This is a genomic window from Mycobacterium europaeum, assembly GCF_034555895.2.
GTDB classification, from domain to species: Bacteria; Actinomycetota; Actinomycetes; order Mycobacteriales; family Mycobacteriaceae; genus Mycobacterium; species Mycobacterium europaeum.
On sequence record NZ_CP157315.1, the window covers coordinates 5,413,684 to 5,435,682 of the forward strand.

The window sequence follows — 21,999 nt, forward strand, 5'->3', positions numbered from 1 at the left end:
GTCGGACTTAAATATCGAGAGCTTCGCGAAGGAGCGTCATGCCGGCTAAGGCGAGTGTGGCCATTGTCGGGTCGGGAAACATCAGCACTGACCTGCTGTATAAGTTGTTGCGGTCGGAGTGGTTGGAGCCGCGGTGGATGGTGGGCATCGACCCGGAAAGCGAGGGCCTGGCCCGGGCCCGCAAGCTGGGTTTGGAGACCACCCACGAGGGGGTGGACTGGTTGTTGGCCCAGTCGGAGAAGCCCGACCTGGTGTTCGAGGCGACCAGTGCCTACGTGCACCGCGACGCCGCCCCGAAGTATGCGGCCGCCGGGATTCGGGCGATCGATCTGACGCCGGCCGCGGTGGGTCCGGCGGTGATCCCGCCGGCGAACCTGCGCCAGCATTTGGACGCGCCGAATGTCAACATGATCACCTGCGGGGGGCAGGCGACCATCCCCATCGTCTACGCCGTCAGCCGCGTGGTCGAGGTGCCGTATGCCGAGATCGTGGCGTCGGTGGCGTCGGTGTCCGCGGGTCCCGGGACGCGGGCCAACATCGACGAGTTCACCAAGACCACCAGCCGGGGCGTGCAGACCATCGGCGGCGCCCAGCGCGGCAAGGCGATCATCATCCTGAATCCGGCCGATCCGCCGATGATCATGCGCGACACCATCTTCTGCGCGATCCCCGAGGACGCCGACCGCGACGCGATCGCCAAGTCGATCCACGACGTGGTGGCCGAGGTGCAGACCTATGTGCCGGGATACCGGCTGCTCAACGAGCCGCAGTTCGACGAGCCGTCGCTCAATTCCGGTGGTCAGGCCGTGGTCACCACGTTCGTCGAGGTCGAGGGTGCCGGCGATTACCTGCCCCCCTATGCGGGCAACCTGGACATCATGACCGCCGCGGCCACCAAGGTCGGCGAGGAGATCGCCAAGGAATCCCTGGCGGCGGCCGCTGGTGGGACGGCGGGAGGGACACAGGCATGAGCACTTCTGAGATTTTCTTCAACCCGATCTGGGATGTGCGGCTGACCGACACGTCGCTGCGCGACGGCTCGCATCACAAGCGCCACCAGTTCACCAAGGACGAGGTGGGGGCGATCGTGGCCGCCCTGGACACCGCCGGGGTGCCGGTCATCGAGGTCACCCACGGCGACGGACTGGGCGGGTCGAGCTTCAACTACGGATTCTCCAAAACTCCGGAGCAGGAGCTGATCAAGCTGGCCGCGCAGACCGCCAAAGAGGCCAAGATCGCCTTCTTGATGCTGCCCGGCGTGGGCACCAAGGAGGACATCAAACAGGCCCAGAACAACGGTGGGTCGATCTGCCGGATCGCCACGCATTGCACCGAGGCCGACGTGTCCATCCAGCACTTCGGCCTGGCCCGCGAACTCGGGCTGGAAACCGTCGGGTTCTTGATGATGAGCCACACCATCGCGCCGGAGAAGCTCGCGGCCCAGGCCCGCATCATGGCCGACGCGGGCTGCCAATGCGTCTACGTGGTCGATTCGGCCGGGGCGCTGGTCCTCGAGGGCGTGCGCGACCGGGTGGCCGCGCTGGTCGCCGAGCTCGGCGACGACGCCCAGGTCGGCTTCCACGGACATGAGAACCTGGGGCTGGGGGTGGCCAACAGCGTGGAGGCCGTGCGCGCGGGCGCCAAGCAGATCGACGGCTCGTGTCGGCGGTTCGGCGCCGGGGCGGGCAACGCGCCCGTGGAGGCGCTCATCGGGGTGTTCGACAAGATCGGCGTCAAGACCGGCATCGACTTCTTCGACATCGCTGATGCCGCCGAAGAGGTGGTCGCCCCGGCCATGCCCGCCGAGTGCCTGCTGGACCGCAACGCCCTGATCATGGGCTACTCCGGGGTCTACTCCAGCTTCCTCAAACACGCCATCCGCCAATCCGAACGCTACGGCGTGCCCGCCCACCAACTGCTGCACCGCGCCGGCCAGCGCAAACTCATCGGCGGCCAAGAAGACCAACTCATCGACATCGCCCTCGAAATCAAACGCGAGCAAGAAAGCGGTACGGCTGCCGCCAAGTAGCCCGCCTCTGCACGCACAGGCGGCGCAAAGGAACCGCGAGTAGCCTGGCGCGCATGAGCACGACAGACAAGACAGTCGGTCCTCGCCGGGGACGGTACGGCCTGCTCGCCGGGGGACTACTCACCGCCATCGCCGCGACGATGATCGCACTGCCAACGGCCAGCGCCGCTCCCCAGTGCGATCAGGACGTGGGTGCATCCATCAACTCCTACCTGCAGCGGCATCCGGACCTCCATGCGCAGCTGCAGGCCAGGTCCGAGGCGGAGGGTGGCGGTCCCAACGTGATCGACTACCTGAACCGGCATCCCGACGTACGTCAGCACCTCATCGACCTATCTCACTCCTGCCCGCCCTAGCGAGCCGGCCTCGTCCTCGAACGCTGTACGCGACGCGCGGGAACGTTCGCCATTGACGAAAAAGTAGAACACGTTCTAGCGTCTATGCGTGTCCACAGATTCTTTTTCAGGCCCGCTCACTTCTGCGATCGCCGAAGCCGAGAAGCTCGTCTCCGACGCGCCGTTCATCGAGACCGAAGCCGACCTGCTCGAAGGGCTGCAGTATCTGGCCGGCTGCGTCTCGGCCTGCATCCACCTCGCCGTCGATTACGACCGTGATCACCCGTTCCTGCAGTCGGGGACCGGGCCGTTCACCAAAATGGGCCTGGACAACCCCGACACCCTGTACTTCGGCACCCGCGTGCACGCCAACCACGAGTACGTCGTCACCGGCCGGCGCGGGACCACGACCGACCTGAGCTTCCAGCTCCTCGGCGGCGAGTACACCGACGACTTCGTGCCCGTCAGCCAGGCCGCGTTCGACGACCGGGAACTCGAGATCGCACCCGACGGCAGCTTCGAGTGGCGGGTGACGCCCACCAGCCCCGGGCAGCTGGTGATCCGCGAGGTGTACGGCGACTGGGCGGCGCAGCGCGGCACGCTGGCCATCGCGCGGACGGACACCGCGGGCACCGCGCCGCCGCCGTTGACTCGCGCGCTCATCGAAAAGCGTTACGCCACAGCGGGAAAGCAGCTCGTCCAGCGGGTGAAAACCTGGCTGCAATTCCCGCAATGGTTCTATCTCGACCTTCCGGTCAACACCCTGACGGCGCCGCGCCTGACCCCGGGCGGACTGGCCACCCAGTACTCGTCGGTCGGGCACTTCGACCTGCGACCGGATCAGGCGCTGGTGATCACCATCCCGGTCTCCGACGCGCCCTACCTCGGCTTCCAGCTTGGCAGCCTGTGGTACATCTCGCTGGACTACATCAACCACCAGACCTCGCTGAACAACACTCAGGCGCAGGCGGATCCGGACGGCAAGGTGCGCATCGTGGTCGCCGACCAGAACCCGGGCGTGACCAACTGGGTCGAGACCCTGAACCACCGGCGCGGCTTCCTGCAGTTCCGCTGGCAGCGCGTGTCGCGTGAGCTCTCCGAGGCCGACGGTCCCACCGTCGAGGTCGTCGACCTCGACAAGGTAGCCGCCGCGTTGCCGTATTTCGAACACAACAAGATCTCCGAGGACGACTGGCGCGCCCGAATTGCGCTGCGTCACCAACAAATTCAGGCAAGGATGCTGGGATGACGAAGCTGCTCGATGGCAAGGTAGTGGTGATCAGCGGCGTCGGCCCCGGTCTGGGCACGACGCTGGCGCACCGGTGCACTCGAGAGGGGGCCGATCTGGTGCTGGCCGCCCGCACCCCGGAGCGTCTCGACGACGTCGCCAAGCAGATCGCCGACCTCGGCGGCCGCGCGACGACGGTGCGCACCGACATCACCGAAGACGACCAGGTGAGCAACCTCGTCGACGCCACGATGGAGGCCTACGGCAAGGTCGACGTGCTGATCAACAACGCGTTTCGGGTGCCGTCGCTGAAACCATTCTCGGGCACCAGCTTTCAGCACATTCGCGATGCGATCGAACTCAGCGCGCTGGGCGCACTGCGGCTGATCCAGGGCTTCACGCCGGCGCTGGCCGAGTCGAAGGGCTCGATCGTCAACGTCAACTCCATGGTGCTCCGGCATTCGCAGGCGAAGTACGGCGCCTACAAGATGGCGAAGTCCGCGCTGCTGTCCATGTCGCATTCGCTGGCCACCGAATTGGGCGAGCAGGGGATCCGCGTCAATTCCGTTGCCCCGGGCTATATCTGGGGTGACACCCTGCAGGGCTACTTCAACCACCAGGCCGGCAAGTACGGCACCACGGCCGAGCAGATCTACGCCGCCACCGCGGCCAACTCCGACCTGAAGCGCCTGCCCACCGAGGACGAGGTGGCCTCGGCGATCCTCTTCCTGGCCAGCGACCTGTCCAGCGGCATCACCGGGCAGACGCTCGACGTCAACTGCGGGGAGTACCACAACTGATGTCCGACCGCACCGATATCGGCACCGTCGACGAGTTGCACGCGTCGGCCACCAAGGTGACCGGGCTCGACGACTTCGGGTCCAACGACGACAACTATCTCGAAGCGCTGGAGGTGCTGCTGGACTCCTACCGGCGCGAAGCCGGCCTTACGGTGTTGGGCAGCAAGATGAATCGGTTCTTCCTGCGCGGCGCGCTGGTGGCCAGGCTGCTGTCCGAGTCGTCGTGGAAGCAGTACCCGCAGCACGCCGACGTGGTGATCGAGCGCCCGATTTTCGTCACCGGCCTGGTGCGCACCGGGACGACCGCGCTGCACCGGCTGCTGGGCGCCGATCCCGCACATCAGGGCCTGCACATGTGGCTGGCCGAGTTCCCGCAGCCGCGTCCGCCGCGCGAAACCTGGGATTCGCATCCGCTTTACCGCCAACTCGACGCGCAGTTCAACCAGCACCACCAGGACAATCCGGGCTATACCGGCCTGCATTTCATGGCGGCCTACGAGCTCGAGGAATGCTGGCAGCTGCTGCGCCAGTCGCTGCATTCGGTGTCCTACGAGTCGCTGGCACACGTCCCCACCTACGCGCATTGGCTGTCCGAACAGGACTGGACGCCGTCCTATCGACGGCACCGCAAGAACCTTCAGCTCATCGGCCTCAATGACACCGAAAAGCGTTGGGTGTTGAAGAATCCCAGCCATCTGTTCGCGTTGGACGCGTTGATGGCGACCTATCCCGACGCGCTGGTGATTCAGACGCACCGGCCGGTCGAGACGATCATGGCGTCGATGTGCTCGCTGGCCCAGCACACCGCCGAGGGATGGTCGACGACGTTCGACGGGGCCCAGATCGGTGCTGACGCAATGGACACCTGGTCGCGGGGGCTGGAGCGGTTCAACACCGCCCGCGCCAAGTACTCGCCGTCCCAGTTCTACGACGTCGACTACACGGACCTGATCGCCGATCCGATCGGCACGGTGGCCGACATCTACCGGCACTTCGGTTTGGCGCTGACCGACGAGGCGCGCGCGGCGATGGAAAAGACGCACGCCGCCAGCCAGTCCGGCGAGCGGGCGCCGAAACACCGTTATTCGCTGGCCGACTACGGGCTGACCGTGGAAACGGTCAAGGAGCGCTTCGCCGGGCTGTAGATCAGTCGTCCTCGGGCGCCGGGTCGCCCAGATAGCCTTCGGCGACCGCGTGCTCGATGCTGTCGCTCAGCTTGGGGCACGAGCGGGTGCGCGCGGTGTCGCCGCCGGAGTTGCGCACCTCGGTGAAATGCGCGCAGCGCTGCCACGCTTCGGTGTTCCATTGCACCGCGGTGTGACCCGGGCCGAGCCTGCGCACGGTGACGGTGACGTGGCAGAACCGGCAGTCCACCGGCATCAGCCCGGAGTTGAGGTAGCGCTCTCGGTCGGCCCGGCTGGCCTCGGCGACGGCCGCGGCGCGCTGCGGATCGCTGGTGAAATCGCGTGACTTCGACCATGATCCGGAGCCGCCGTCGCGGGCCGGCCTGTCTTCGTGGTCGTGCCCGTCGCCATGCAGCAACAACATCGACCGAGCGAGCCGATCGACGTCAGGAACTGCCGGCTGATCGTCGGGCATGGGCGTCAGTGTTGTTCCGCGGGAACGTCTTCGGTCTCCTTGGCCTTGAGATTCTCTTCGACCTCGGCGTTCCAGTACTCGTTGGCGCGGGTGGTGTCCACCTCGATCTCGAAGCGTTCCACCATTTCCGGCTGGATGTCGGCGACGTCGACGTAGAACTGCTGGTACCAGCGGCGCAGCTGATAGACGGCGCCGTCCTCTTCGACCAGCAGGGGGTTGTCGATGCGGGTTTTGTGCTTCCAGATCTCGACGTCCTGCAGGAAGCCCTTGCTGACGCCTTCGGTGAATACCCGTGACAGCTTGTCGGTCATCGCCTCGTCCATGCCCTTGGGCTTTTCGACGATGACTCCCCACTGCAGCACGAAAGAATTCTGCGTCACCGGGTAGTGGCAGTTGATCAGGATCGATTCGGCCTTGTAGCCGCCGTAGCTGTTGTGCAGCCAGTTGATCATGAACGACGGCCCGAAGTAGGACGCCTCGGAGTCAAGGTGGGCCTCGCCGTAGGAGGTGCCCAGGTCGTTGACGTCCGGCCGGCCCACGTTGTGCAGGTACTGCGACGCGATGTGGCCCTCGAAAACGTTCTTGAAATAGGTGGGCAGACCGAAATGGATGTAGAAGAAGTGCGCCATGTCGGTGACGTTGTCGATGATGTCGCGGCAGTTCGACCCCTCGATGAGGATGCGGTTCCACCGCCACTCGGTCCACTCGTCGCTGTGCGCTTCCGGGATGTCCGGAATCCGGACCGCGGGGTCCGGCGGATTCTGTTCGTGATCGTGCCAGACGAAGAGCAGGCCGCCGCGCACATCGGTCGTCCAGGAGCGGGTGCGCGCCGTCTTGGGTGTGCGCTTGGCGTACGGCACCAGCTTGCAGCGGCCGTCGCCGCCCCAGCGCCAGTCGTGGAACGGGCAGGCCACCTCGTCGCCCTTGATGGTGCCCTCCGACAGGTCACCGCCCATGTGCCGGCAGTAGCCGTCCAGCACCTTCAGCTCGCCCTGAGAGTCGGCGAACACCACCAGCTTGGTGCCGAACGCCTCGACCGAGTGCGGCTTGCCGTCCTGGAAGTCCTTCGCGACGCCCAGGCAGTGCCAGCCGCGGGCATACCTCGTCGGCAGCGCGCCCGGATCGATCTCCCGGATGCCGACCGCTTTGGTGTCGGTACTCACCTGTCACCTCCAAGTCGCGAGCCCTCTAACTAGAACACGTTACAGTTTTGCGGCGGGGGCGCGCAATGACGGCGAGTCTGGCTGCGGTTTCCCGCGGCGGATGCGCGCGCGGGGTATATCTAGACGATGCCGCTGTTTGCTTTCGAGGGGCGGGCGCCGCGGGTCGATCCCACCGCGTTTGTGGCCCCCACCGCCACCCTGATCGGCGACGTTGTCGTCGAGGCCGGTGCCTCGGTGTGGTTCAACACCGTGCTGCGCGGCGATTACGGCCCCATCGTGGTGCGGGAGGGCGCCAACGTTCAGGACGGGTCGGTGTTGCACGCGCCGCCCGGCATCCCGGTCGACATCGGCCCCGGCGCCACGGTGGCGCACCTGTGCTGCATTCACGGGGCGCACGTCGGGTCGGAGGCCCTGATCGCCAACCATGCCACCGTCCTCGACGGCGCGGTGATCGGCGCGCGCAGCCTGATCGCGGCCCACTCGCTGGTGACGGCCGGCACTCAGATCCCGGCCGGCATGCTGGCGGTCGGCGCGCCGGCGCAGATCAAGGGTCCGGTCGCGGGAACGGGCGCGGAAATGTGGGTCAAGCTGAACCCACAGGCGTACCGCGAACTGGCTCAGCGGCACCTGGCCGGGCTCGAGCCGCTCTAGACCTTCCGGGCCGACGCGGCCGCGCGGTCCATCTCCCAGTACGCGCGCAGGGCGGTCAGCTTGCCCTCGTCGTTGGCCTTGTAGGTGAAGACGCCCTCCGCGGTCACCTGGTAGTCGCCATGGGTGATGAGGATGTGCCCGACGTTGGCTTCCTCGTTGCCGCACTGGTAGGTGTCGCGGAAGACGAATTCGATCTTCGTCGTCGGGGCGATGGCCTTGTCCCAGAAGGCCGAAATCGCGTCGCGCCCCCGGTGGCCCCTGCCTTCCGGGTCGAAGGCCGACGGCCCGATCGGGTCCTCCACGATGGCGTCGTCGGCGAACACCGCCAGCCACGCGTCTTTGTCCCTGGCGATGACGGCCTCGCGCGAGCGCCGACCGGCCTCGTGCGCGGGGTGCTCGCTCACGCGCCGACTTTCTCCGGCGTGGGCTTGTCCGCGCCGACCACCCACATCGAGTAGTACTGCGAGCCGCCACCGTAGGCGTGGCCCAGTGCCTTGCGCGCGTTGGGCACCTGGTGATCCCCACCCTTGCCCATCACCTGAATGGCCGCCTCGGCGAACCGGATCAGGCCCGAGGCGCCGATCGGGTTCGACGACAGCACACCGCCCGACGGGTTGACCGGCAGCCGACCGCCGATCGCCGTCTCGCCGGCTTCGGTGAGCTTCCAGCCCTCGCCCTCGGGCGCAAAACCGAGGTTTTCCAACCACATCGGCTCGAACCACGAGAACGGCACGTAGATCTCGGCGGCGTCGATCTCGTCGATCGGGCTGGTGATCCCGGCCGCCTTCCACAGCGCGGCGGCCGCGTCGCGCCCGGCCTGCGGGCTGACCTGGTCACGCCCGGCGAACTGCAACGGCTCGGTGCGCAACGCGGTGGCATGGATCCAGGCGACCGGATTCCCTTGTGCCAGGCGGGCTTCGGCGGCCTCTTCATTGCCGATCACGACCGCGGCGGCGCCGTCGGACGACGGGCAGGTCTCGTCATAGCGGATCGGGTCCCACAGCATCGGCGACTGCATCACCTTCTCGACGGTGATGTCGGGCTGGTGCAGATGGGCCAACGGATTGCGGGCCCCATTGAGCCGATCCTTGACCGCCACTATGGCGCCGATGTTCAACGGTGCGCCCGAACGGCGGATGTAGGACCGCACGTGTGGCGCGAAATACCCGCCCGCCCCGGCGCCGACCGGCTTGATGAAGGGCACCGGAATCGACAACGCCCACATGGCGTTTGACTCCGACTGCTTCTCCCAGGCCATCGCCAGCACGCGCCGGTACTTCCCGGACTGCACGAGGCTGGCGGCGACCACTCCGGTGGACCCGCCGACCGAACCCGCGGTGTGCACCCGGATCAGCGGCTTGCCGGTGGCTCCGACCGCGTCGGCCATGAACAGCTCGGGCATCATGACGCCCTCGAAGAAGTCGGGTGCCTTGCCGACGACGACGGCGTCGATGTCGTCGAAGGTGGAGCCGGAGTCGGCCAGCGCGCGGTCGATCGCCTCGCGCACCAGGCCGTTCATCGAGACGTCTTGTCGCTTCGCGACGTACTTCGTTTGTCCGGTACCGAGTACCGCGGCGAGGTTGGGCCCTGCACCGGCCATCAGTTCTTTCCTTCCATGACCGCGACCAGGTTCTGTTGCAGCGCGGGTCCGCTGGTGGCGTGCGCGAGCACCCGCTCGGCGGACCCGTTCCAGATGTGTTGCGCCGCAAAGCCGATGCGCTCAAGCCCGGCGACGAACATCGGGTTGGCGGCCAGCGCGCCGCCCGACGGATTGACCTTGGTGGGCCCCGGTATCCGGATGGCCTCCTCGATGATCAGGTGTTGGTGGGTGAAGGGCGCGCAGATCTCGGCAACGTCGAGCTTGTCGGTCCTGCCCCCGGTGGCCGCTTGGGCCGCCGCCTTGGTCGAAGCGGACTCGGTGAGATCCCGCGCACCCAGCGACGGGGTTTCGATGCGGTGCTCTATTCCGGTGATCCACGCCGGGTTCTCGCGCAGCTCCTTCGCCCGATCGCCGGCCGCCAGCACGATCGCGGCCGCGCCGTCGGTGATGGGCGCGATGTCGTGGCGGCGCAGCGGTTCGGCGAAGAACGGCCTTTCCAGCAGCTCCGCGACGCTGATCGACGGCTCCACGGAGTCCACCCGGCGGGCGTTCGCGAAGGAGTCGAACGCGACACGCGCCATCTGCTCTTCGGTCCACTTGCCGGTGTCGAGCCCGATGCGGGCCTGCAGACCCGCCATGGACACCGAGTCCGGCCACAGCGGCGCCACGGTATACGGGTCGGTCTGCCGTGACAGGATCTGCCGCAGAACCCCGGCCGAGGACTTGCCGAAGCCGTACACCAGCGCGGTGTCGACCTCACCGGTCAGCAGCTTGATGTAGGCCTCGTAAAGGGCCCAGGCCGCGTCCATCTCGACGTGCGACTCGTTGATCGGTGGCACGGCGCCGATCGAGTCGATCGCCGAGATGAACGAAAACGCCCGCCCGGCGAGGTAGTCCGACGATCCCGAGCACCAGAAGCCGATGTCGGCCTTGGTGATTCCGAGGTCCTCGTAGAGCTGGGCGAAGCACGGCATCAACATCTCGACGCCGTTGGTGGTGCCGTCGGTGCGGCGGACGTGTGGGGCGTGGGCGAAGCCGACGACCGCAACGTTGCGAGCGCTCATTTACAGGTAGGCCCTTTACAGGTGGTGCTTGTAGGTGTCGTAGTCGGCGTCGGGTTCCCCGGTCGGCCGGAAGTACTCGATGTTGTCGATGCCGAAGCCCCACTCCTCGCGAGGTTTCCACACCGCCTCGACGCGCATGCCCATCCGCACCTCGTGCGCGTCGATGTCCGCGACCAGATGCAAGAAGGGGATGTCGGCCCCGTCGAGCAGCACGTAGGCCGCGACGTACGGCGGCTTGATGCGCTGGCCCTGGAACGGGATGTTGATGATCGCGAAGGTCGTCACGGTGCCCTTGTCCGGCAACTCGACGAATTCGGTGGTGGGCTGGCCGGTGGCCGGGTCCGCGCCGTGGGGCGGGAAGTAGACCTTCCCGTTCTTGCCCGTGCGCGCGCCCAGCAGCTTGCCCTGCGCGATGGCGCGCAGGTACGCGCTTTCCTCGTGCGACGCGGTGTGCTGAATCGTCAGCGAGATCGGCGTGACGATCATGGTCACCGGGTCTTGTTCTCCCGCCGCCTGTTCGGACACGGGTTCGGCGTCCTGGCCCAGGGCGAAGTAGGCGATGTCGGTGATGGCGCCGACCGGCTCGTCGGCCCAGTGCACGTGCACCCGGGACCCGGTCTTGATGGCGTTGGGCTCACCGGCGTCGACGGCGTGCATCATCGGGGTGTCCGCGCCGTCGAGCTTGATCAGCGCCCAGGCGAACGGGCGGTCCAGCGGCTGGCCCTCCAACGGCTCCGGTTGCCACGTCCAGGAGACCACGGTGCCGGCGCTGGCCACCGGTACCATCTCGCCCAGCGGCTCATAGGTGACCGGGTCATATTCCACCGGCGGTACGTGCACCCGGCCATCGGATCCGCGCACCCCGAGGATGTGGCGCTCACGCAGTGCAGTGAAGAACTTGCTTAGCGTGGGGCCCACCGAACGGGTGTAGTCGAAAGACAACGTCAGTGGCGCGGAGAGCGGTGGCTCAGGGTGATCCGTCAAGGTCGGGCTGCTCGAGCTGGCTGTCACGCCATCGAGTAGAACAGGTTCTAAGAACGGTTTCAAATTTTTTCGATATCGGGTCGGCATTGAAGGGTCAGTGACATGAAGCTGGGGTTGCAGCTCGGGTATTGGGGCGCTCAGCCGCCGGAGAATCACGCGGAGCTCGTCGCTGCGGCCGAGGAGGCCGGGTTCGACGCGGTCTTCACCGCCGAGGCGTGGGGTTCGGACGCCTACACGCCGCTGGCCTGGCTGGGCGCGTCGACGCGCCGGCTCCGGCTGGGCACCTCGGTGATCCAGCTGTCCGCGCGCACCCCGACCGCCACCGCGATGGCCGCGCTCACGCTCGACCACCTGTCCAAGGGTCGACACATCCTCGGGCTCGGCGTCTCCGGCCCACAGGTGGTGGAGGGCTGGTACGGGCGGCCGTTCCCCAAGCCGCTGGCCCGCACCCGCGAATACATCGACATCATGCGACAGGTGTGGGCCCGCGAGAAGCCGGTGACCAGCGACGGGCCGCACTACCCGCTGCCGCTGACCGGGGAGGGGACGACGGGACTGGGCAAGGCGCTCAAGCCCATCACCCACCCGCTGCGGCCCGACATCCCGATCATGCTGGGCGCCGAGGGGCCGAAGAACGTGGCGCTGGCGGCCGAGATCTGCGACGGCTGGCTGCCCATCTTCTACACGCCGCGGATGGCGGACACCTACAACGAATGGCTCGACGAGGGGTTCGCCCGGCCCGGGGCGCGGCGCAGCCGCGAGGACTTCGAGATCTGCGCGACCGCGAACATCGTCATCACCGACGACCGCGCCGCCGCGTTCGCGGCCATGAAGCCCTATTTGGCCCTCTACATGGGCGGCATGGGCGCCGAGGACACCAACTTCCACGCCGACGTGTACCGCCGGATGGGCTACGCGGAGGTGGTCGACGACGTGACCAAGCTGTTCCGCAGCAACCAGAAGGACAAGGCCGCGTCGATCATCCCCGACGAGGTCGTCGACGACGCCGCGATCGTCGGTGACATCAACTACGTCCGTGAGCAGGTCAAGGTCTGGGAAGCCGCCGGCGTGACCATGATGGTCGTCAACGGACGCAACGAGGCGCAGATCAGGGAGCTCGCCACGCTCGTCTAGCCGATCCTTGCCATCGGATTAGAACGCGTTCTAGATTGACCGGATGACAGCCTCGCAGCACACCATCGCGGGCACGGTACTGACGATGCCGGTGAAGATCCGCAAGGCAAACCAGCACATGGCGATGTTCTCGGTCGACGCCGATGCCGCGCAGCAGATGATCGACTACAGCGGGCGGCGGGTCTGCCGCTACCTTCCCGGCCGCGCGATCGTGGTCCTGATGCTGATGCACTACATCGACGGCGACCTGGGCGAGTACCACGAGTTCGGCACCAGCGTGATGGTCAACCCGCCCGGCTCGAACGCAAGCGGGCCGCGCGCCCTGCAGTCGGCCGGCGCCTTCATCCACCACCTTCCCGTCGACCAGGCGTTCACCCTGGAAGCGGGGACCACGATCTGGGGCTACCCCAAGGTGATGGGCGAGTTCACCGTGTCCGAAGGCCGCCGGTTCTCCTTCGACCTCAGCATCGACGGCCAACCGGTGATCGGCATGGAGTTTCGCCGCGGCCTGCCGTTCCGGCTGACCCCGCGCCGGCAATCCCAGCGCACTTACTCCCACCGCGACGGAATCACCCGCGAAACCGCCTTCGAACACACCCTGGACGGCGTGCGCACCCGATTCGGCGGCGTGAGCGTTCGGCTCGGTGATCATCCGTATTCGAAAGAGCTTGCGGCGCTGGGGCTTCCAAAACGTGCCTTGATGTCCAGCTCGGTCGACCACGTCCAAATGTCCTTCGGTGATGCCCAGGAGATCTCATGACCACCAGCGAGTTGAAGACCAAACCCGACGTCGACCTCACCGACGGCACCTTCTACGCCGGTGACTCCCGGCCCGTCTACAAGTGGATGCGAGAGAACGAGCCGGTCTTTCGGGATCGCAACGGATTAGCCGCCGCCTCGACGTACCAGGCGGTGATCGACGCCGAGCGCAACCCCGAACTGTTCTCCAACGCCGGCGGCATCCGCCCCGACCAACCGGGTGTCGAGATGATGATCGAGATGGACGATCCGCAACATCTGTTGCGCCGCAAGCTCGTCAACTCCGGCTTCACCCGCAAGCGCGTCAAAGACCTGGAATCCAAGATCGTTTCGCTGTGCGACACGCTGATCGACGCGGTGTGCGAACGCGGCGAGTGCGACTTCGTCTGGGACCTGGCGGCACCACTGCCGATGGCCGTCATCGGCGACATGCTCGGCGTGCGGCCGGAAGAGCGCACGATGTTCCTCAAGTGGTCCGACGACCTGGTCGGCGCATTGAGCAGCACCGCGGCCGAAGCAGACGTCCAGGTCACCATGGATGCCTTCGCGGCCTACAGCCAATACATGATGGGGATGATCGAGGCCCGCAAGTCCGAACCGACCGATGACCTGGTCAGCGTGCTGGTGCACGCGGAGGTCGAGGGCTCACGGCTCGAGGATCACCAGATCGTCACCGAGGTCCTGCTGCTGTTGATCGGCGGCGACGAGACGACGCGCCACACGCTGTCCGGCGGGACGCGCCAAATTCTGCTGCACCCCGACCAGCACCGGCGCCTGGCGGCCGACCTGAGCCTGCTGCCCAACGCGATCGAGGAGATGCTGCGCTGGACCGCGCCGGTGAAGAACATGGCACGCACCATCACGGCCGACACCGAATTCCACGGCACCCAGCTGCACCAGGGCGAAAAGATGATCCTGCTGTTCGAGTCGGCGAACTTCGACGAGAAGGTCTTCGACGACCCGGAAAGCTTCAACATCGAGCGCTACCCGAACAACCACCTGGCCTTCGGCTTCGGGACGCACTTCTGCCTCGGCAACCAGCTCGCCCGGCTGGAGCTGTCGATCATGCAGACGCGTCTGCTGCAACGGCTGCCCGACATGCGGCTGGCGTCGGACGCCGACCTGCCCCTGCGGCCGGCCAACTTCGTGTCCGGCCTGGAGAAGATGCCGGTGGCGTTCAGCCCGGCCGCGCCGCTGGGGTGACGGGTTTTCTCCCCGCCGAGCGTGCACACAGGGCGAGGAATCGACCAAATTACGTGCGTGAGTTCACGTTCGGCGAGTCCACGCCGCGGCCAGTCGCGCCAGGATGCCGCCCCGCGTGTGGTCGGCCGTGACGCGGATGGTGATCCAACCCATGGTGTCCAGAGCTTCATAGCGCTCGATATCCCTGCGCAGTTGCCGACGATCGGTCCGATGGTGGTCACCCTCGTACTCGAGGGCGATCTTGAGATCCTCCCAACCGAGGTCGACAACCGCGACAAGCTCGCCATATCCGCCGTAGACGGGGATCTGGGTCTGCGGCGGAGGGTATCCGGCCGCGATGACCATGAGTCGCAGCCAGGTCTCCCGGGGTGACTGCGCGCCGGCATCGACAAGTGCGAGCGCGCGCCTGGCTCGGCGGATGTTCCGGTGGCCTTTATAGCGTTCCGCAACCAATTCCGCATCGGCGACCTTCAGTCGGGTTGCCCGAGCCAGGGCATCGATAGCAGCGACAGCACTCCCGACTGGATTGCGACAGGCCAGGTCGAATGCTGTGCGCGCCGGGTTCGTCGTCAGCACGTCGGCGATCACTTGAGTCTCATCGTCCGCGACGGTGTCCGACCAGGTGCGGATGCCGGTCGGGGGGCGACGGTGTTCGTACAGCAATTGCGCCGGCGCGCGGTGATCCACCCATTTGGCGCCGTGGAGCGCCGATGCGGAATGTCCCGCGACGACCCCGCGGCGCCGGGACCACAGCCAGGCGGCACGAGCGCGCGTCACAGCGGTCAAGTCCTCGTCGCGCGGGACGTAGACGTTCGGATGGACTGCGACGAACCTGCGTCGCAGCGCATGCCGCGTCACAGCGCCCACCGCGAGCGCTTCGCTGCCGATGAACGGTTCTTCCACGCGGGGAGTGTGTCTCAGGCCACCGACAGCCGCGCCGAGCGTGAAGCCAGGGACGAAATTTGGGCGAAATCTCGCCGTCAGTTCACGTTCGACGCAAAACGCTATCGGTTCTGGAAGTTGGGCTTGCGCTTCTCGGCGAACGCCCGCGGGCCTTCCTTGGCGTCGTCGGACAGGAAGACCTTGATGCCGATCTGGGTGTCGATCTTGAACGCTTCGTTCTCGTGCATGCCCTCGGTCTCGCGGATCGCCCGCAGGATGGCCTGCACGGCTAAAGGTCCGTTATTGGTGATCAGCTCCGCGATCTCCAGCGCCTTGGTCAGCGCCTGACCGTCGGGCACCAGGTGGCCGATCAGGCCGATCTCCTTGGCTTCGGCGGCGGTGATGTGCCGCCCCGTCAGCAGGAGGTCACACGCGACCGTGTAGGGGATCTGCCGCACCAGCCGCACCGCCGACCCGCCCATCGGGTACAGGCTCCACTTGGCCTCCGAGATGCCGAACTTCGCGCTCTCGCCCGCGACCCGGATGTCGGTGCCCTGCAGGATCTCGGTGCCACCGGCGATCGCCGGCCCTTCGACGGCCGCGATGAGGGGTTTCGTGAGTCTGCGGCCCTTCAGCAGCGCATCGATGCGCGACGGGTCGTAGCTGCCGTCCTTGAACGATTCGCCCGGCGGCTTCTTGGTTGCTGCCTTGAGGTCCATGCCGGCGCAGAAGTAGCCACCCGCGCCGGTCAGGATGCAGCAGCGGATGTCCGGGTCGTTGTCGACGCGGTCCCAGGCCTGCACCATGATTTCCATCATCTCGGTGCTCAGGGCGTTGCGGGCGTGCGGCCGGTTCAGCGTGACGATGAGGGTGTGACCACGCTGTTCCACCAGCGCGTCGGGTCCGGTCTGTTCGTTTGCTGGCGCCTCCACCACGGCTACCGCCTTTCGCACGACAATGGGCATGAGCTTGTCAAGAAATGTAACACGTTCTAATTTGGTGGCCGTGGCCCTGAATATTGCCGATCTCGCAGAGCACGCCATCGATGCTGTGCCGGACCGTGTCGCCCTGATCTGCGGCGACGAGAAGCTGACCTACGCCCAGCTGGAGGAGAAGGCCAACCGCCTGGCTCACTACCTGATCGACCAGGGGGTGAAAAAGGACGACAAGGTCGGGCTGTACTGCCGCAACCGCATCGAGATCGTCATCGCGATGCTCGGCATCGTCAAGGCGGGCGCCATCCTGGTGAACGTCAACTACCGCTACGTCGAGGGCGAGCTCCGCTACCTGTTCGACAACTCCGACATGGTCGCCCTGGTCCACGAACGCCAGTACTCCGACCGGGTCGCCAACGTGCTGCCGGACACTCCCAACGTCAAGACGATCCTGGTCATCGAGGACGGCTCCGACAGCGACTACCAGCGCTACGGCGGCGTGGAGTTCTACTCGGCGATCGCGCAGGGCTCGCCCGAGCGCGACTTCGGCGACCGCAGCGAGGACGACATCTACCTGCTCTACACGGGCGGCACCACCGGCTTCCCGAAGGGCGTGATGTGGCGCCATGAGGACATCTACCGGGTGCTCTTCGGCGGAACCGACTTCGCCACAGGGCAATTCGTCGAGGACGAGTACGACCTGGCCAAGGCCGCCGCCGCCAACCCGCCGATGGTCCGCTACCCGATTCCGCCGATGATCCACGGCGCCACCCAATCGGCCACCTGGATGTCGATCTTTTCGGGCCAAACCACAGTGCTGGCACCGGAATTCAACGCCGAAGAGGTATGGCGCACCATCCACCAGCACAAGGTGAACCTGCTGTTCTTCACCGGCGACGCGATGGCGCGCCCGCTGCTCGACGCGCTCGACACGGACCACGACTACGACCTGTCCTCGCTGTTCCTGCTCGCCAGCACGGCCGCGCTGTTCTCGCCGAGCATCAAGGAGAAGCTGCTCGAGTTGCTGCCCAACCGGGTCATCACCGACTCGATCGGCTCCTCGGAGACCGGCTTCGGCGGCACCAGCATCGTCGCGAAGGACGCGCCGCACAGTGGCGGCCCACGCGTGACCATCGACCACCGCACCGTCGTGCTCGACGAGGAGGGCAACGAGGTCAAGCCCGGCTCCGGGGTGCGCGGCTTCATCGCCAAGAAGGGCAACATCCCGGTCGGCTACTACAAGGACGAGAAGAAGACCGCCGAGACGTTCAAGACCATCAACGGGGTGCGCTACGCGATCCCGGGCGACTGGGCCCTCGTCGAGGAGGACGGCAGCGTGACGATGCTGGGCCGCGGCTCGGTGTCGATCAACAGCGGCGGCGAGAAGATCTACCCCGAAGAGGTCGAGGCGGCGCTCAAGGGCCACCCCGACGTCTTCGACGCCCTGGTGGTCGGCGTGCCCGACCCCCGCTACGGGCAACACGTCGCCGCCGTCGTCGCACCCCGGCCCGGGGCGCGCCCGACACTGGCGGAGCTCGACCGCTTCGTGCGCTCCGAGATCGCGGGTTACAAAGTGCCGCGTAGCCTTTGGCTGGTCGACGAGGTGAAGCGCTCGCCGGCGGGCAAACCGGACTACCGCTGGGCCAAGGAGCAGACCGAGGCGCGACCGGCCGACGACGTGCACGCCGCTCACGCGACCGCTTGAGCGACTTCGTCAAGCAGCACCCCGGCGCGCCCAGCGGTTATTTCGCGTGGGAAGCCGCCGGATTGCGATGGCTGGGCGGCGTCGCCGGCGGCGTGCCGTGCGCGCGGGTGGTGTCCGTCGACGCGACGAGCCTGACGCTGGGGCGGCTTGGTTCGGTGACACCGACCCCCGACGCGGCGCACGCGTTCGGCGGTCGGCTCGCCGTCACCCACGACGCAGGAGCGCCGGCGTTCGGCGCGGGGCCCGACGGATGGGAGGGGCCCGGTTTCTTCGGGCCGCTGTCGCAGCCGCTGCCGATGTCGCTGCGGCGGCACGGCCGCTGGGGCGAGTTCTACGCCGAGGAGCGGCTGGTTCCGATGGCCGACCTCGCGGCGGAGCGGCTCGACGCCGCCACCCGCGACGCGATCGATGCCGTCGTAGCGCGTTGCCGGGCGGGCGACTTCGACGACGATGACGGGCCCGCGCGGCTGCACGGCGATCTGTGGAGCGGCAACGTGATGTGGACTCTCGACGGGGTGGTGCTGATCGACCCGGCCGCGCACGCCGGCCACCGCGAGACCGACCTGGCGATGCTGGCGCTGTTCGGCTGCCCGCACTACGACGCCGTCGTCGACGGGTATCAGCGGGTGCGGCCGCTGAAACCGGGTTGGCGCAATCGGATCGGGTTGCACCAACTCTTCCCGCTGCTGGCGCACGTCGTGCTGTTCGGCGGCGGGTACGCGCAGCAGACGCAGGCCGCCGCCCGCGCGGCACTGGCCGCGTAACGCCCGTCTACTGTTGGATCTCGATGACGGTCGATGTGTGGATGCAGCATCCGACTGCGCGGTTCCTGCGCAGCGACATGCTGGCGTCGCTGCGCCGCTGGACCGGCGATTCCATCCCGGACGCCGACGTGCCGATCGAGGCGAGTGTCGCGACGATGGACGCCGCCGACGTCCGCTTCGGCCTGCTCAGCGCGTGGCGCGGCCCCGCCGGCCAGGATCTGATCTCCAACGACGAGGTCGCCGAGTGGATCACCCTGCATCCGAAGCGGTTTGGCGGGCTGGCCACGGTCGACCTCGATCGCCCGATGGAAGCGGTTCGCGAACTGCGCCGCCGCGTTCGCGAGGGATTCCTGGGCCTGCGGGTGGTGCCGTGGTTGTGGAACGCGCCGCCCACCGATCGCCGCTACTACCCGCTGTTCGCCGAATGCGTGGAGCTGGGCGTGCCGTTTTGCACCCAGGTGGGACACACCGGCCCGCTGCGGCCATCGGAGACCGGCCGCCCGATTCCCTACATCGACCAGGTCGCCCTCGACTTCCCCGAGTTGGCGATCGTGTGCGGTCACGTCGGTTATCCCTGGACCGAGGAGATGGTCGCGGTCGCCCGCAAGCATCCCAACGTCTACGTCGACACGTCCGCCTACACGTTGCGGCGGTTGCCACCGGAGCTGGTGCGGTTCATGAAAACCGGCACCGGGCAGCGCAAAGTCTTGTTCGGCACCAACTACCCGATGATGACCCACGCGCACGCCCTGGCCGGGCTGGCCGAACTCGGCCTGACCGACGAGGGCCGCCGAGACTTCTTGCACGGCAACGCCGAACGCGTTTTCAAACTGGAGGCAATCACGTGAACGGTGCCCAGGCCCTGATCAACACCCTGGTCGACGGCGGAGTCGACGTGTGCTTCGCCAACCCGGGCACCTCGGAGATGCACTTCGTGGCCGCACTGGATACCGTCCCGCGGATGCGCGGCGTGCTGGCCCTGTTCGAGGGTGTCGCGACCGGCGCGGCCGACGGCTACGCGCGGATCGCCGGGCGGCCGGCGGCGGTGCTGCTCCACCTGGGGCCCGGCCTGGGCAACGGCCTGGCGAACCTGCACAACGCCCGGCGCGCTCAGGTGCCGATGGTGGTGGTCGTCGGTGACCACGCCACGTATCACAAGAAGTACGACGCCCCACTGGAATCGGACATCGATGCGCTGGCCGGCACGGTATCGGGGTGGGTGCGACGCACCGAACACACCGCAGACGTCGCGTCCGACGCCGCCGAGGCGATCGCCGCCAGCCGTGCGGGCTCGCAGATCGCGACGCTGATCCTGCCCGCCGACGTGTCCTGGTCCGACGGGGCGCAACCCGCCGGTACCGTGCCCGCGGAACCCGCGGGGGCCGAGCCGCGGTTGGCGTTCGAGGTGATCGAGGTGCTGCGCTCGGGCGAACCCACGGTGCTCATGATCGGCGGTGACGCGACTCGCGGTCCGGGTCTTGCCGCCGCCGTTCGGATCGCGCAGGCCACCGGGGCCCGGGTGCTGTGCGAGACGTTCCCGACGCGGCTGGAGCGGGGCGCGGGCGTTCCCGCCGTCGAGCGGCTGGCCTATTTCGCCGAGGCCGCCACCGCCCAGCTGGACGGCGCCAAGCATCTGCTGCTGGCGGGCGCCAAGTCGCCGGTGTCGTTCTTCGCCTACCCGAACATGCCCAGCGACCTCGTACCGGCCGGCTGCGAGGTGCATCTGCTCGCCGGGCACAGCGGCGCCGCCGAGGCGCTCGTCGCGGTGGCCGACGAGTTGGCGCCGGGAACGGTTGCGCCCGTGGCGGATGCCGCACGGCCGCAGCTGCCGACGGGGGCCCTGACGTCCGCCTCGGCGGCCGACGTGGTGGGGGCGCTGCTGCCGGAACGGGCGATCGTGGTCGACGAGTCGAACACCTCCGGTGTGCTGCTGGCCCAGGCCACGGCGGGGGCGCCGGCCCACGACTGGCTGACCCTGACCGGCGGGGCGATCGGGTACGGCATCCCGGCCGCCGTGGGCGCCGCCGTGGCCGCCCCCGACCGCCCGGTGCTCTGCCTGGAATCCGACGGGTCGGCGATGTACACGATCTCGGGATTGTGGACTCAGGCGCGGGAGAACCTCAACGTGACCACAGTGATCTACGACAACAGCGCCTACGACATCCTGCGGATCGAGCTGGCGCGGGTGGGCGCGGGATCGGCGCCCGGGCCCAAGGCCCTCGACCTACTCGACTTGTCCCGCCCCACCATGGATTTCGTCAAGATCAGCGAGGGCATGGGAGTACCGGCCCGCCGGGTCACCACCGCCGAGGAACTCGCCGACGCACTGCGTCACGCCTTGAACGAACCGGGCCCGCACCTCATCGACGCCGTGGTGCCGTCAATAACGGGCTAGACCGGGAAGCCGGCTGAGGACCCACTCCGACATCGCGTTGAGGACGTCGACGCCGGTCTCCAACACGCCGTCGTGGACCTTGGCCGCCAGGGCCACGCCCCACTGTCCCGACGGCGTGGGCACGATCCCGAACTGACGCACCAGGTAGTCACCGTGCATGCCGGGCCCCCAACCGCCCTTGGCCGCAAACCCTTTCGCGGCCAGCCCCCAGCGATGGCCGCGGGTGAGCCCCTGCATCAGATCGATGACGTCGGCGGAACCGGGGATGGAAGGCAGCTCGGCAGCGAACCGGGCTTGCCGCTGCAGAGTCCACTGCGTCTGGCCGAACGCGGTATAGCCACGCCGCAGCCGACGCGATTCGACGACGGTGGCGGTGTCGCCGCCCTCGGCGATCACCTGCTGCACCCGCCGGGCCGCTTCCGCCGGATCGCCCAGGTGCGCCCACATCTGCTCGGAAGCGCGGTTGTCGGATTCCGTGATGGCTTTGACGGCGAGGTCCTTGGCGCGCAGCCAATCGCTGCGCAGCGCGGCGATCGCCAGCGGCACCTTGATGGTCGACCATGCGACGCCGGACCACCATCGGCCGAGTGAGTAGGTGCGATCGGGTCGGGCGATCGCGACGCCCACATCGGCCGGTACCGCGGCGGACAGCTGCTCGAAGCTCGCTTCGAGCGCGGTCTCCAGGGGCCGGGAAGTCATGCGCTGATCGGACCCCCCATCGCGTCTCCTTCGGTCCCGACGTGTCTGTGCCGTGTCGCATTATCGTCGA

General features: G+C 67.4%; 23 protein-coding genes. 14 read left to right on the forward strand and 9 right to left on the reverse strand.

What is annotated here, in order from left to right; translation table 11 throughout:
- Nucleotides 1-38 precede the first annotated feature (38 nt).
- The 6 genes from U8D42_RS25115 to U8D42_RS25140 all read left to right on the forward strand — a co-directional run bounded on the left by U8D42_RS25115 (nucleotide 39) and on the right by U8D42_RS25140 (nucleotide 5,537).
- Complete coding sequence (locus tag U8D42_RS25115) at nucleotides 39-971, forward strand: acetaldehyde dehydrogenase (acetylating) (protein ID WP_322860441.1); 933 nt, start codon at nucleotides 39-41, stop codon at nucleotides 969-971.
- A complete protein-coding gene (gene dmpG / locus U8D42_RS25120) occupies nucleotides 968-2,029 on the forward strand; it encodes a 4-hydroxy-2-oxovalerate aldolase (RefSeq protein WP_322860442.1) in 1,062 nt (353 codons plus the stop codon). Before U8D42_RS25115 ends, dmpG begins: the two co-directional genes overlap by 4 nt.
- 53 nt (nucleotides 2,030-2,082) lie before the next feature.
- Nucleotides 2,083-2,385 carry a hypothetical protein gene (locus tag U8D42_RS25125; RefSeq protein WP_085243106.1) on the forward strand — a complete coding sequence of 101 codons (303 nt, stop codon included), beginning with the start codon at nucleotides 2,083-2,085 and terminating at the stop codon, nucleotides 2,383-2,385.
- Between the two features lie 88 nt (nucleotides 2,386-2,473).
- Nucleotides 2,474-3,613 (forward strand): hypothetical protein, encoded by a 1,140-nt coding sequence (locus U8D42_RS25130; protein WP_322860443.1) that lies wholly within the window; start codon nucleotides 2,474-2,476, stop codon nucleotides 3,611-3,613.
- A complete protein-coding gene (locus U8D42_RS25135) occupies nucleotides 3,610-4,392 on the forward strand; it encodes an SDR family oxidoreductase (protein ID WP_085243104.1) in 783 nt (260 codons plus the stop codon). Before U8D42_RS25130 ends, U8D42_RS25135 begins: the two co-directional genes overlap by 4 nt.
- Nucleotides 4,392-5,537, forward strand: a complete 1,146-nt coding sequence (locus U8D42_RS25140; protein WP_090418626.1) for a sulfotransferase family protein — start codon at nucleotides 4,392-4,394, stop codon at nucleotides 5,535-5,537. The genes U8D42_RS25135 and U8D42_RS25140 overlap by 1 nt, the downstream gene beginning before the upstream one ends.
- A 1-nt stretch (nucleotide 5,538) precedes the next feature.
- Here the strand turns inward: U8D42_RS25140 and U8D42_RS25145 are convergent, their stop codons facing one another.
- Nucleotides 5,539-5,991, reverse strand: a complete 453-nt coding sequence (locus tag U8D42_RS25145; protein ID WP_322860444.1) for a hypothetical protein — start codon at nucleotides 5,989-5,991, stop codon at nucleotides 5,539-5,541.
- Nucleotides 5,992-5,996: 5 nt separating this feature from the next.
- Entirely contained in the window at nucleotides 5,997-7,154 is a 1,158-nt protein-coding gene (locus tag U8D42_RS25150) for a Rieske 2Fe-2S domain-containing protein (RefSeq protein ID WP_322860445.1), read from the reverse strand.
- 126 nt (nucleotides 7,155-7,280) lie between these two features.
- Here U8D42_RS25150 and U8D42_RS25155 point away from each other — a divergent pair, with 126 nt between their 5' ends.
- Entirely contained in the window at nucleotides 7,281-7,805 is a 525-nt protein-coding gene (locus U8D42_RS25155) for a gamma carbonic anhydrase family protein (RefSeq protein WP_085243100.1), read from the forward strand.
- On the opposite strand, the gene U8D42_RS25160 is transcribed toward U8D42_RS25155, so the two are convergent.
- From U8D42_RS25160 to U8D42_RS25175, 4 genes are read right to left on the reverse strand one after another with little or no spacing between them, the layout of a single operon-like run.
- On the reverse strand, nucleotides 7,802-8,209 hold the full coding sequence (locus tag U8D42_RS25160) for a nuclear transport factor 2 family protein (RefSeq protein ID WP_322860446.1): 408 nt from the start codon (nucleotides 8,207-8,209) through the stop codon (nucleotides 7,802-7,804). The genes U8D42_RS25155 and U8D42_RS25160 overlap by 4 nt on opposite strands.
- Complete coding sequence (locus U8D42_RS25165) at nucleotides 8,206-9,405, reverse strand: thiolase domain-containing protein (protein WP_322860447.1); 1,200 nt, start codon at nucleotides 9,403-9,405, stop codon at nucleotides 8,206-8,208. Before U8D42_RS25165 ends, U8D42_RS25160 begins: the two co-directional genes overlap by 4 nt.
- Nucleotides 9,405-10,469, reverse strand: a complete 1,065-nt coding sequence (locus U8D42_RS25170; RefSeq protein ID WP_322860448.1) for a thiolase domain-containing protein — start codon at nucleotides 10,467-10,469, stop codon at nucleotides 9,405-9,407. Before U8D42_RS25170 ends, U8D42_RS25165 begins: the two co-directional genes overlap by 1 nt.
- Nucleotides 10,470-10,484: 15 nt before the next feature.
- Entirely contained in the window at nucleotides 10,485-11,480 is a 996-nt protein-coding gene (locus U8D42_RS25175; RefSeq protein ID WP_322860449.1) for a Zn-ribbon domain-containing OB-fold protein, read from the reverse strand.
- Between the two features lie 75 nt (nucleotides 11,481-11,555).
- On the opposite strand from U8D42_RS25175, the gene U8D42_RS25180 reads away from it, so the two are divergent.
- Genes U8D42_RS25180 through U8D42_RS25190 form a run of 3 tightly spaced genes read left to right on the forward strand, consistent with a single transcriptional unit; the run spans nucleotide 11,556 to nucleotide 14,549 of the window.
- Nucleotides 11,556-12,587, forward strand: coding sequence for an LLM class F420-dependent oxidoreductase (locus U8D42_RS25180; protein ID WP_322860450.1), 1,032 nt, complete (start codon nucleotides 11,556-11,558; stop codon nucleotides 12,585-12,587).
- Nucleotides 12,588-12,630: 43 nt separating this feature from the next.
- On the forward strand, nucleotides 12,631-13,347 hold the full coding sequence (locus U8D42_RS25185) for an acetoacetate decarboxylase family protein (RefSeq protein WP_322860451.1): 717 nt from the start codon (nucleotides 12,631-12,633) through the stop codon (nucleotides 13,345-13,347).
- Between the two features lie 11 nt (nucleotides 13,348-13,358).
- Nucleotides 13,359-14,549 carry a cytochrome P450 gene (locus tag U8D42_RS25190; RefSeq protein WP_322860540.1) on the forward strand — a complete coding sequence of 397 codons (1,191 nt, stop codon included), beginning with the start codon at nucleotides 13,359-13,361 and terminating at the stop codon, nucleotides 14,547-14,549.
- Between the two features lie 63 nt (nucleotides 14,550-14,612).
- Here the strand turns inward: U8D42_RS25190 and U8D42_RS25195 are convergent, their stop codons facing one another.
- Both U8D42_RS25195 and U8D42_RS25200 read right to left on the reverse strand, forming a co-directional pair.
- A complete protein-coding gene (locus U8D42_RS25195; RefSeq protein WP_322860452.1) occupies nucleotides 14,613-15,452 on the reverse strand; it encodes a hypothetical protein in 840 nt (279 codons plus the stop codon).
- Nucleotides 15,453-15,553: 101 nt separating this feature from the next.
- Entirely contained in the window at nucleotides 15,554-16,396 is an 843-nt protein-coding gene (locus tag U8D42_RS25200; RefSeq protein ID WP_322860453.1) for a crotonase/enoyl-CoA hydratase family protein, read from the reverse strand.
- A 34-nt stretch (nucleotides 16,397-16,430) separates the two neighbouring features.
- On the opposite strand from U8D42_RS25200, the gene U8D42_RS25205 reads away from it, so the two are divergent.
- The 4 genes from U8D42_RS25205 to U8D42_RS25220 are packed head-to-tail and all read left to right on the forward strand — an operon-like array spanning nucleotide 16,431 to nucleotide 21,230.
- Nucleotides 16,431-18,071 (forward strand): acyl-CoA synthetase, encoded by a 1,641-nt coding sequence (locus U8D42_RS25205; RefSeq protein ID WP_090418606.1) that lies wholly within the window; start codon nucleotides 16,431-16,433, stop codon nucleotides 18,069-18,071.
- A complete protein-coding gene (locus U8D42_RS25210) occupies nucleotides 18,068-18,835 on the forward strand; it encodes a fructosamine kinase family protein (protein WP_322860454.1) in 768 nt (255 codons plus the stop codon). The genes U8D42_RS25205 and U8D42_RS25210 overlap by 4 nt, the downstream gene beginning before the upstream one ends.
- Nucleotides 18,836-18,858: 23 nt before the next feature.
- Complete coding sequence (locus tag U8D42_RS25215) at nucleotides 18,859-19,683, forward strand: amidohydrolase family protein (protein WP_322860455.1); 825 nt, start codon at nucleotides 18,859-18,861, stop codon at nucleotides 19,681-19,683.
- Nucleotides 19,680-21,230 (forward strand): acetolactate synthase large subunit, encoded by a 1,551-nt coding sequence (locus U8D42_RS25220; protein ID WP_322860456.1) that lies wholly within the window; start codon nucleotides 19,680-19,682, stop codon nucleotides 21,228-21,230. The genes U8D42_RS25215 and U8D42_RS25220 overlap by 4 nt, the downstream gene beginning before the upstream one ends.
- Here U8D42_RS25220 and U8D42_RS25225 read toward each other — a convergent pair.
- A complete protein-coding gene (locus U8D42_RS25225; RefSeq protein WP_322860457.1) occupies nucleotides 21,216-21,929 on the reverse strand; it encodes a serine hydrolase in 714 nt (237 codons plus the stop codon). The two genes, U8D42_RS25220 and U8D42_RS25225, sit on opposite strands and share 15 nt — an antisense overlap.
- Between the last annotated feature and the right edge of the window lie 70 nt (nucleotides 21,930-21,999).

What these genes read in the sequence shown, in the direction of transcription:
- U8D42_RS25115 (WP_322860441.1), top strand. Translation starts at nt 39, where the DNA reads ATGCCGGCTAAGGCGAGTGTGGCCATTGTCGGGTCGGGAAACATCAGC.
- dmpG (WP_322860442.1), top strand. Translation starts at nt 968, where the DNA reads ATGAGCACTTCTGAGATTTTCTTCAACCCGATCTGGGATGTGCGGCTG.
- U8D42_RS25125 (WP_085243106.1), top strand. Translation starts at nt 2,083, where the DNA reads ATGAGCACGACAGACAAGACAGTCGGTCCTCGCCGGGGACGGTACGGC.
- U8D42_RS25135 (WP_085243104.1), top strand. Translation starts at nt 3,610, where the DNA reads ATGACGAAGCTGCTCGATGGCAAGGTAGTGGTGATCAGCGGCGTCGGC.
- U8D42_RS25140 (WP_090418626.1), top strand. Translation starts at nt 4,392, where the DNA reads ATGTCCGACCGCACCGATATCGGCACCGTCGACGAGTTGCACGCGTCG.
- U8D42_RS25145 (WP_322860444.1), bottom strand. Translation starts at nt 5,991, where the DNA reads ATGCCCGACGATCAGCCGGCAGTTCCTGACGTCGATCGGCTCGCTCGG.
- U8D42_RS25155 (WP_085243100.1), top strand. Translation starts at nt 7,281, where the DNA reads ATGCCGCTGTTTGCTTTCGAGGGGCGGGCGCCGCGGGTCGATCCCACC.
- U8D42_RS25165 (WP_322860447.1), bottom strand. Translation starts at nt 9,405, where the DNA reads ATGGCCGGTGCAGGGCCCAACCTCGCCGCGGTACTCGGTACCGGACAA.
- U8D42_RS25170 (WP_322860448.1), bottom strand. Translation starts at nt 10,469, where the DNA reads ATGAGCGCTCGCAACGTTGCGGTCGTCGGCTTCGCCCACGCCCCACAC.
- U8D42_RS25180 (WP_322860450.1), top strand. Translation starts at nt 11,556, where the DNA reads ATGAAGCTGGGGTTGCAGCTCGGGTATTGGGGCGCTCAGCCGCCGGAG.
- U8D42_RS25185 (WP_322860451.1), top strand. Translation starts at nt 12,631, where the DNA reads ATGACAGCCTCGCAGCACACCATCGCGGGCACGGTACTGACGATGCCG.
- U8D42_RS25200 (WP_322860453.1), bottom strand. Translation starts at nt 16,396, where the DNA reads ATGCCCATTGTCGTGCGAAAGGCGGTAGCCGTGGTGGAGGCGCCAGCA.
- U8D42_RS25215 (WP_322860455.1), top strand. Translation starts at nt 18,859, where the DNA reads ATGACGGTCGATGTGTGGATGCAGCATCCGACTGCGCGGTTCCTGCGC.
- U8D42_RS25225 (WP_322860457.1), bottom strand. Translation starts at nt 21,929, where the DNA reads ATGACTTCCCGGCCCCTGGAGACCGCGCTCGAAGCGAGCTTCGAGCAG.